Below are 9,610 nucleotides of genomic sequence, written 5' to 3' on the forward strand. Positions count from 1 at the left end.
CCTCTTATCTTTCTCTGTTATCTTTACACAATCAGCAGCCTTTGCGGCTCCGTCTGAAGCAGCGGCACTAAAGGAAGATGGCGCAGCACAGTATAAGCAGTTTTTGAAAGAAAAATTTAATGTCAGCCTCTCCAGCAAAGTGACGAAGGGTGAATTCATTGAAGCAGTAGCTGATATTCTTGGTTACGAGCCATCAGGCAAAGAGGTCACTTTCTCCGATGTAAAGCCAGATAACAAGCTTTATCCGGCAGCGGCAGCTTTGTATGAGAAAGGCATTTTGTCTGGCCCGGCCATTCAAGGCGATCAAGTACTTACAAGCGCTGTAGCGATTTCCATTGCGGTAAGAGCAGCAGATTTGAAGGAGCTTGCCTATACATACCCGGCTGTTAAAGTAAACAAAGTACTAACGAAGCTGAACGTTAAAAGCAGCGCGCTTGGCACAAAAGGTGCGCAAGAAGTTGCAGCAGCAGTAGATACAGGATTGCTGCCAGCTGAATTTTACACAGGCTTCAAACCAAAAAATGCAGCAAGCGATCAATTGATCCACACGCTGCTTGGTAAAGTGCTTATTACAAAAGGTCTTTACAAAAAGTATATCGGTTATGTTAACGACAACGATATTTTCCAAAAGCTAAGCAGCGCTTACGAAACTTCTGATATTATCGATGCGCCTAAGCTGCAAAAGCTGGTAAATACTGCTTTGGAGCAAAGCTTGATCACAGGCTACAACATCAAGGACTCCCGTTTCAATGCTAACTTCATCGATTCTTTGTCTCTAATTTACGGTCATTCCGATTTTAATCACGCGATTCAGCTTATTGGTTTGCTTCGCAGTGAAGGCCTAAATGCGAAAGTGCAATTCGAGCCAAAAACATCCGCATTTATTTTTCTAGCAGAATGGGGCAACCCTGGTCCAAACGTAGTTAAAATTTCAAATGGCAACTATATTTCGTATTCCAAAGAGTATGACCTTGAATTTGAATTTGCAACTGCGGCAGATAAAGCAGCTTTCCAAGATGTTGTTCTAGCTTATGCGAAGAAAGATGAAGAGGATCAAGCAGGACTTATCGTTGCATCATGGTGGCAGCCGCTCTACTACTCACAAACTGCACTGAAGGATTATGAAATTATTACGAACAACTTTATTACAGATCCAGACAGCCCTTATACTGTTAACCCGTTCTCGCTTAATGAGGATTCTGCGAAGGTCGTTGCAGGATTTAAAGCCATTGATCCTAATGTCATCATTACGCCTACTCAATTCTGGGTAGATAAGCCATTCTTTAGATATTTGCATAACGAAGCGGCTTAATAAGATTATTTGGCAAAATAGTTACGATGAAGCAGTCCTGACCATCATTGATGGTTAGGGCTGCTTTGTGTTATCGTTCAAGAAAAGGAGCTGGTATTTGATGACTGCAATTGCGCATGCTTTGGAAGCAAAGTTCAGGGAGCACGCCAATCCGGAGACGGCTCAGCCTATGGATTAGTCGGCAGTCAGCTCTCGAAATATCCGGAATTAACAGCGGAGTATACGGAGCGCTGGATCGATTCAGATCAGATGTGGCTCCGGAGAACTGCTTTGTTGTTTCAGCTTAGGTACAAGCATGATACGGATACAGATCGGTTATTTGACTACATACGCCGCACGAAGGACGAAAGCGAGTTTTTCATTCGCAAAGCGATCGGCTGGGCGCTTAGAGAATATGCAAAAACCGATGCAGCCTGTGTGCATCGGTTTGTAGAAGAAACGCCGCTCTCGCCGCTTAGCAAGAAAGAGGCGTTAAAGCATATCGTTTAGCTTAACGTCAATTTGACTCATCGAGCTGCTGCTTTGAAGAGAAATAGTACAGCCACGATGCTGCAATGGCGAAGGCGGCAATGACACCCATTCCCCAAAATATATTTGAAAATGCGCGGCCAAGCGGAATACTGCTTTGTGCCGCGAGAACGATACCGCTAATCGCTACGCTGAAAGCACCGCTAATGAATTGCGACAGCTGGAATAAGCCCATTCCAGCACCTACATGCTCACTTGGTAAAATTCTTGACAGCTCGTTGGAAACGCCCGAGTTTAACGCGGAGAAACTAACGCTCATCACGATATAAATTGCCATGACAACGTAGATGGATTGATCCGCGAACAAGGCGAAAGAGACAGCAGCGAGCAAGAGAAAGCAAGGAGATAGCCGAAGCAGCAAGCTGTTGCCGTGTTGATCAATGATTTTTCCAATGCGATTGGAGGAAAGCATAGCTACAATGGCTCCCGGAAAAATAATGAGACCTGCTTGACCTGGTGTCAGCTTGAACAGGTGAATAAGCACCTGAGGCAGCAAAAATAGTGTGGAAAAATTGTTAATGTAAGATACAACACCAAGTGTAATCAGACGAATATACCTTTTATTGCGGAACAGAGTAGGTTGAACAAAAGGATTTACTGCACGATTAATCCGTATCCAAAATAAGATTAGTGCAAGTATTCCGCCAATAAGAGCAATTAAAAAATGGTTCGTAATATAGAGCAGAACACCTGTGGAGCCAATTCCGACAAGCGCGGCACCGAGGATATCGAAGGACCCCTTGTTCGTTGCTTCAACCGGCAGCAGTCGATAAAACACAGGAATGAGTAAAAGTGAGATTCCAGTAACGATAAACAGATCGTTCCAGCCTAAATATTGTGTTATAGCACCGCCGATGACGGGGCCTAAACCAAGGCCGAGTGATGCAGCCGAAGTAATAAGTGCCATGGATTTGCCCCGGCGAGCAAGTGGAATGAATCGTGTAATGAGCACGATGGTTAAACTAAGGACGGAGCCCGCTCCGCAAGCTTGAATAAGGCGCGCGACAAGCAGCAGTACATAATGATGACTAAAATAACCAAGCACTGATGCGCCGCCCATGGCGATTAAGCCAATCGTGAGCAGCAGACGAATCGGAACAAAGTCAGAGAGTCTGCTGTAGGTAATCGATGAAATGGCAAATATAATAGAATAACCCGTTATGATCCATGAAGCTGCCGATGGGGATAGCATAAACTGAGCCGTGACTTGAGGCAAGGCCAGATTAAACATCATCGTATTCATGATCACAATAATTACGGTTAAACCTAGCAGCGGGATAACGAGACCGTCTCTAAAGGCAGGCCGCTCCTCGGTGAATAAGGGTGGGGCAGTAACAGCGGCACTGTTTCTCATATAGAACCTCCAAAGTTGTCTCTTTATCTATTTTCATTATACGAATATTATCGTACAATGAAAATATAGCATGAGCTATGGTATAATGCAATAAGTACTTAATGAGAGAGGTGCGTATGCCTTTGAAAATATTATTCCATCCCAATCGTGAGGATATTGAGCTTACTTCTGTTTTATATGCATTAAGTGATCCTATTCGGCTTAGCATTGTTGTCGCTATTGTTAAGCATGGCGAGCAGTCCTGCGGCCACTTTGATCTTCCTGTCGTAAAGTCTACAATGACGCATCATTTTCGTACATTGCGTGAAGCTGGTGTAGTGAATGTTAGAAAGCAAGGCACCCAGCATTTTTTGACTCTGCGCACAGAGGATTTGGATGCTCGGTTTCCAGGCCTGTTAACGGCCGTTATTCAACCGGCTTCTGTATAGACGAAAGTAAGGACTATTTCTTTTCTCGCCCATATACGCTAAAATAAGGCTGTACTTTGGCAACGAGAGAAGGAACAACTGTGGGTACACGCAAAGGCTTAAAACTTCGATTCGTCTTGGGGCTGTTCGTAATCGGCTCTGTTATCTTAACCGCCATCATCGGCGGTTATTTTGCATGGACGACAAATAAGACTTCACTAACGTCGGGTTATTTGGAAAGCAATTATCAATATGCGCAAAAACTGTCCTCTAATACGAAAGAATTATTGGATATTATTAGCAACAATGTTGATGCCATAGCTGCAAGAGCAGGCATACAAAATATATCGCAAAAGGAATTGGATAGCTGGTACGATGCGAATGAGCAATATTTTAATGCGATTATCATTGTGGATTCCAATCGTAAAGTGATGTTATCTAGTTTGTCAAGCGGAGGAGTCAAGGCAGGGGCAGTGCTGAACTCTTACGCATCGAAGCAAGCGGTTGAACAGAAAAGACCGCTTATTTCAGAGCCTTATGTGGGGTCAACAACAAACCAGCTTCTTATGCTAATTTCTTCACCCATATTTAATGAACAAGGCGAATATGAAGGTTTTGTAGCTGGAACCATTTATTTGAGCGAGAGCAACGCGCTTAGCAAATTGCTCAACGAACATTTTTACGGAAACGGCTCTTACGTCTACGTAGCAGATAAGCAAGGCCGCCTTATTTTCCATCCGGACCAACAGCGAATTAATGAAAAAATTGCCTCAAATGAGGTTATTAATAAGGCATTAGCTGGCCATAGCGGATCGCAGGAGATCGTTAATTCAAAGCAGAATCGTTATTTTGCGGGTTATGCGAACGAGTCGATAACCGGTTGGGCCATCGTTGCACAAACGCCTGCATCAATTATTGATAAGCCGTTAAATGAATTGATATGGAGTATACTGCTGCAATTTCTCCCGTTATTTATCGTAATCCTGCTGCTTGCGTGGTATGTTTCCCATTTAATATCGAAGCCTCTGTTTGAACTAGCTGCTTTCTCAGAGGAAGCGATTTTATCAACAAAGGCGATACGTTCCAAAATGCCCAAAACAAATTCTTACATCTATGAAGTGAGACAGCTTAATCAAAGTATAAATAACCATTTTAATTTACTGAACAAGGAAATCCGATTGGATGGGCTTACGGGACTTGCGAATAGGAAAACATTTGATTTGACCATTCAGGAGTGGATTGCCGAGGATATACCGTTTGCGCTTATACTGCTGGATGTTGACCATTTCAAAAAAATTAACGATCAGCACGGGCATCTTATAGGAGATGAAGTATTAATCTATACAGCTGCGCAAATAAAAGCATTTTCCAGAAGTCACGATCTTAGCTTCCGCTACGGCGGTGAAGAGTTTGGCATACTTGTTAAGCTAGGAAGCATTCCTACGGCAACCAATATTGCGGAGCGGCTTAGAGAAGGAATCGCTGCTGGCGTGAGTCCGACTGGCAGTCCAATCTACGTTTCAATCGGCATCTCAATGTCGAGTGGGAAGGCGAAGGATGCGAAGGAAATAATTGAAATGGCGGATCAAGCGCTTTATCGCTCGAAGGAAGCAGGCAGAAACCGAACAACGGTTTACGACAATAAGCCATTAAGCGGACGAGAGGATTAGTTGTTCGGTTAAGGCTGCTCTGCTCCATACGCCATTCATCCTAAATAGAAAATCATACTGGTTTGTTTAACAGTACTCTAAAGCAATATAACGTTCCCCACATATTTGAGCTAATTGCAGTAGAGCTGGGCGTCGCCTCAAATTCGCCGCCATATGTGAGTCCTGCGGATTCGGCGGCGCGTTTGAGCTGCTGCAAGTCAACGGTCGGATAATCGAAGGTTAGCGCGATCCGGCCTCCTGGTTTCACTGTTCTTGCGAATTCTTTTAAGCTGAGGTCCTGATCTACATGTCTTAGATGCTCAAGCACAGAAATACAGAAGATGATGTCAAAATAATTATCCTCATAAGGCAGGTCAGTTATACTTGCCTGAGCATATTGAACCTTGGACCAGCCTTGGTGGTTGGTTATTAACTGGAGAGCTGGCTGTCCTACGTCCTGAATAATTTCCTGAGAAATAGCCTCCCACGAGCTAATGCGCGCATCGAAATCGCAAGCATGCACCTCCTTGCAAACGCCGCCCAAATAAAATTTTAATGGGTGCGAAATGCCGCAGGCTGCATCCAGTACGATATCATTTGGTGAAATGAGCGTTCGGCACCATTCATACTCGTAGGGACGGCTCCACCAGGTTTCAGGCAAAGGATAGATAAGCGTATCTATCCTCGGATCAGTCGATGTGAAGAAGCGTGCTTCTTCGCGGCTGTGCTCATTTGGATTTAACATGCATTATTTTCCTCCCGCAAACGTGATTATATGGCAAGTTCACATGCAAGGGTCATTTTACAAGCTTATGATGCAAGGGAAAGATTATGTATTTTACGTGTTTGTATGATGGGAAAAGGGGTTGAATAGATGGGTGCGTCATTCTCATTTCAGACGTTTCCGCGAATAGAGACGGATCGTTTTATTTTGCGAAAAACAGAGCAGCGGGATGTGCATGAATTGTTTGAGCTTTATTCCAATGATGATGTTGTCAAATATACACCGCTGCTGCCTTTCTCGGCAGAAGACGAGGCATGGCAGGAAATAAATTGGCATTTGGAGATTTATGCTCTACAAATAGGCATCAGATGGATAATTGAAGAGAAGAGCTCGGGTAAAGTAATCGGCACCTGTGGGTTTTTACATTATTTGAAGGAGCATGCGCGTACGGATTTAGGTTATGATCTATCTCCAAGCTACTGGCGGAAAGGGATTATGAGTGAGGTAGCGGCTCCCATTATCGCTTTTGGCTTCAACAGCATGAAGCTCCATTGCATCGAGGCAAAGGTAGATCCGTCAAACACGGCATCGATCAACCTGCTCTGTAAGCTCGGTTTCAAACAGGATAGTCAGCCAAGGGAATTTGAGTTTGAGGATGGAAACTTTATTGAGCTGCTTGTATTTACGATGCTGCGCAAGGAGTTTGAATTATTGCACGCACGTTAGCGTCTTTCGCAAAGGACGTTTTCATCGTATAATAGGAGGAAGCGAGCCGCAGGAAGCTAAATGTATGCTTGCTCGGTGGTGCTGCTTTATAATACTTTTTTTGGGAGGCATTACTAATGTCTATTAGCAAGGCGAGAAAAGCAAGGCAGAAGCTGGCGCAGCAAGGGCGCATGACACCGGATGCACTGCGGGGCAGCTGGCTGGGCGTCAATCCAACGATCAAACGTACACCTACTTTGCAGGAGAAGCAGGCGAAGCTGAATAAGAAACACCGAAGGAATCACGCGAATTACAGCGATGGTTCCTTTTGTATTTATAAGGGTTGTTTGGTTTGGGAGAAGCAGGTTGGCTGATTTTGAATTTCGTGATTTTACTATGGTAATATGAATACGTACATAATGAAATACTGAGCGGAGATGATATTGCCTGTTAAAACTATTTCGTGAATTGAAAACGTATTGGCTAATGATCGCTTTCGTGTTCTTGCTCGTATTTTTGCAATCGCTGTCAGAGCTTTATCTGCCTACGTTGATGGCGGACATTGTAAATATCGGTATTCTAAAAGGCGACACGGGTTACATTGTAAAGCTGGGTGGACTAATGCTGCTCATTACAGCAGCTGGCGTTGTGTTCTCGATTGCTGCCAGCTACTATTCTTCAACCATTGCAGCAGGCTTTGGGAAGCGAACGCGGAGCAAGCTGTTTGCCCATGTCGAAAATTTTTCTTTGCAAGAGTTTGACAAAATCGGAACGGCCTCGCTTATCACGCGCACAACAAATGATGTCACGCAGGTGCAGCAAGTGCTAATTATGATGCTCCGTATGATGGTTATGGCGCCAATGATGTGTATCGGCGGTATTATTATGGCTGTCTCCAAGGATGCGACTTTGTCGCTTGTGTTCGTCGTTGTCGTTCCGATACTTGCCGGAACGATTATTTTTATTGGCTCCAAAGGCGTCGTTCTCTTCAAAGCGATGCAAATCAAAATCGATAAGCTCAATTTGGTGCTGCGCGAAGGCTTGACGGGCATACGCGTTATTCGCTCCTTCAATCGGACGACATTTGAGCAGCAGCGATTCGAGCGGGCGAATAAAGATCTGACGGATACCGCGATTAAAGTAAACAAGGTTATGGCATTTATGATGCCGATTATGATGCTTATTCTCAACTTGTCCAGCGTAGCTATTTTGTGGTTCGGCAGTATTCGGATCAACAATAACGACATGCAAATTGGAGATTTAATGGCTTTTCTTCAATATGCAATGCAAATTCTTTTCTCGCTCATCATGGTGGCGATGATGTTTATTATGGTGCCTCGCGCTTCGGTATCTGCCGTTCGGATTAATCAAGTGCTGGAAATGCAGCCGGATATTCAAGACGCGCATGATGCTGAGAATGGTGTGCAAAGGGAAAGAGGCGGAGAAGTCGAATTCCGCAATGTTACATTCAGCTATCCAGGGGCGGAGAAGCCTGCATTATCAGAAATATCGTTTATCGCGAAATCAGGGGAAACCACGGCGATTATCGGAGGTACGGGTTCTGGGAAGTCGACGCTCGTCAATCTGATTCCCCGTTTCTATGATATTGAAGCTGGCAGTGTGCTTATCGATGGCGATGATGTGCGTCTCCTATCGCAGCAGAGCTTGCGGGCGAAGATTGGCTACGTTCCTCAGCAAGCGGTGTTGTTTACTGGAACGATCAGCGACAATATTAGGTACGGCAAAGAAAATGCGACTGACGATGAGGTTAAGCATGCGGCAGCCGTTGCGCAAGCTGCTTCTTTTATCGCGGAAATGCCGGAAGGTTATGATTCCATCATTGCACAGGGCGGCACGAACGTATCAGGCGGTCAGAAACAGCGTCTGTCGATTGCGAGAGCGCTCGTCAGGAAGCCGAGTATTTATATTTTTGACGATAGCTTCTCTGCACTCGATTTCAAAACAGACTCTCAGCTGCGAGCGGCCTTGAAGGAAGAAACACAGCATGCCGCCGTTCTGATCGTTGCACAGCGCGTGAGCACCGTCATTCAAGCGGATAAAATCATCGTACTTGATGAAGGCGCGATTGCGGGCATTGGCAATCATGCGGAGTTAATGGAAACAAGCAGCGTGTATCGTGAAATTGTGTCGTCGCAGCTGTCAGAGGAGGAGATCGCATGAGTGATCATCGGTATGATAAGAAGCCCTCTGGCATGGGCGGCGGTCCGAGATTTGGTCCCCCTGGCAGAGGTCCAATGGGCGGGATGGGCATGCCGGTGCAAAAGGCGAAGGATTTTAAAGGTACGCTTCGCAGATTGCTCGCTTACTTAAGGCCGCAACGGATGAAGCTCATTGTAGTCGTTATAATGGCCGTTCTAAGTACCATATTCTCTATTGTCAGTCCTAAGCTGATGGGGAATGCGACTACTGAAATATACGAAGGCATTACGGGCAGCGGTGTTAATTTTGATGCCATTATGCGCATTGTCCTCGTTCTGCTTGGACTGTACCTGCTCAGCTCATTGTTTGCTTATGTGCAGCAATATGTCATGGCAGGTGTTGCTCAAAAAACGGTTTACCAACTGCGCAACGAGGTGAACAAGAAGCTGGCTCGACTGCCGCTTTCATTTTTTGATTCCAGAACACACGGAGAGATTTTGAGCCGAACCGTCAATGATGTGGATAACATTAGCAATACGCTTCAGCAAAGCTTGACTCAGCTCATTACTTCAATAGTGACTTTGATCGGCGTTATTATTATGATGCTGACGATTAGTCCGCTATTGACTGTTATTTTGCTGCTTACGCTGCCGCTTAGCTTTTTTGTGATTAAGGCAGTAGCTTCAAGGTCTCAAGGGTATTTCAAATCCCAGCAAGCGGAGCTTGGGCAGTTGAACGGACATGTAGAGGAAATGTACACGGGACATAAAA

10 protein-coding genes are annotated in these 9,610 nt (G+C 45.0%); 8 read left to right on the top strand and 2 right to left on the bottom strand.

Annotated elements, in window-relative coordinates:
* Positions 1-1,312, top strand: a 1,312-nt coding sequence (locus AB4Z17_RS29660; protein ID WP_441963857.1) for a hypothetical protein, incomplete at its 5' end; no start/stop codon positions are given.
* A 90-nt stretch (positions 1,313-1,402) separates the two neighbouring features.
* On the top strand, positions 1,403-1,801 hold the full coding sequence (locus AB4Z17_RS29665; protein ID WP_441963862.1) for a DNA alkylation repair protein: 399 nt from the start codon (positions 1,403-1,405) through the stop codon (positions 1,799-1,801).
* Between the two features lie 7 nt (positions 1,802-1,808).
* Here the strand turns inward: AB4Z17_RS29665 and AB4Z17_RS29670 are convergent, their stop codons facing one another.
* Entirely contained in the window at positions 1,809-3,194 is a 1,386-nt protein-coding gene (locus AB4Z17_RS29670; RefSeq protein WP_441963859.1) for an MFS transporter, read from the bottom strand.
* Between the two features lie 122 nt (positions 3,195-3,316).
* On the opposite strand from AB4Z17_RS29670, the gene AB4Z17_RS29675 reads away from it, so the two are divergent.
* Together AB4Z17_RS29675 and AB4Z17_RS29680 are read left to right on the top strand one after the other, a co-directional pair.
* Complete coding sequence (locus AB4Z17_RS29675) at positions 3,317-3,622, top strand: ArsR/SmtB family transcription factor (protein WP_441880985.1); 306 nt, start codon at positions 3,317-3,319, stop codon at positions 3,620-3,622.
* A gap of 80 nt (positions 3,623-3,702) precedes the next feature.
* Positions 3,703-5,271: a sensor domain-containing diguanylate cyclase gene (locus tag AB4Z17_RS29680; RefSeq protein ID WP_441913079.1), complete on the top strand. Its 1,569-nt coding sequence runs from the start codon at positions 3,703-3,705 to the stop codon at positions 5,269-5,271.
* A gap of 52 nt (positions 5,272-5,323) precedes the next feature.
* On the opposite strand, the gene AB4Z17_RS29685 is transcribed toward AB4Z17_RS29680, so the two are convergent.
* Positions 5,324-5,995, bottom strand: coding sequence for a class I SAM-dependent methyltransferase (locus AB4Z17_RS29685; RefSeq protein ID WP_441913077.1), 672 nt, complete (start codon positions 5,993-5,995; stop codon positions 5,324-5,326).
* A 129-nt stretch (positions 5,996-6,124) separates the two neighbouring features.
* On the opposite strand from AB4Z17_RS29685, the gene AB4Z17_RS29690 reads away from it, so the two are divergent.
* From AB4Z17_RS29690 to AB4Z17_RS29705, 4 genes are all read left to right on the top strand, one after another.
* Positions 6,125-6,700: a GNAT family N-acetyltransferase gene (locus AB4Z17_RS29690; protein WP_441913075.1), complete on the top strand. Its 576-nt coding sequence runs from the start codon at positions 6,125-6,127 to the stop codon at positions 6,698-6,700.
* A 116-nt stretch (positions 6,701-6,816) separates the two neighbouring features.
* Positions 6,817-7,053, top strand: a complete 237-nt coding sequence (locus AB4Z17_RS29695) for a hypothetical protein (protein ID WP_441913073.1) — start codon at positions 6,817-6,819, stop codon at positions 7,051-7,053.
* Between the two features lie 73 nt (positions 7,054-7,126).
* On the top strand, positions 7,127-8,860 hold the full coding sequence (locus tag AB4Z17_RS29700) for an ABC transporter ATP-binding protein (protein WP_441913127.1): 1,734 nt from the start codon (positions 7,127-7,129) through the stop codon (positions 8,858-8,860).
* A partial coding sequence (locus AB4Z17_RS29705; RefSeq protein ID WP_441963861.1) for an ABC transporter permease occupies positions 8,857-9,610 on the top strand: 754 nt, incomplete at its 3' end. The genes AB4Z17_RS29700 and AB4Z17_RS29705, both read left to right, overlap by 4 nt.

Source organism: Paenibacillus sp. TAF43_2, assembly GCF_052113545.1.
In the GTDB taxonomy this organism is placed as follows: Bacteria; Bacillota; Bacilli; order Paenibacillales; family Paenibacillaceae; genus Pristimantibacillus.

Coding starts and splice junctions, on each gene's coding strand:
- AB4Z17_RS29670 (WP_441963859.1), bottom strand. CDS start 3,194: ATGAGAAACAGTGCCGCTGTTACTGCCCCACCCTTATTCACCGAGGAG.
- AB4Z17_RS29685 (WP_441913077.1), bottom strand. CDS start 5,995: ATGTTAAATCCAAATGAGCACAGCCGCGAAGAAGCACGCTTCTTCACA.
- AB4Z17_RS29690 (WP_441913075.1), top strand. CDS start 6,125: ATGGGTGCGTCATTCTCATTTCAGACGTTTCCGCGAATAGAGACGGAT.
- AB4Z17_RS29695 (WP_441913073.1), top strand. CDS start 6,817: ATGTCTATTAGCAAGGCGAGAAAAGCAAGGCAGAAGCTGGCGCAGCAA.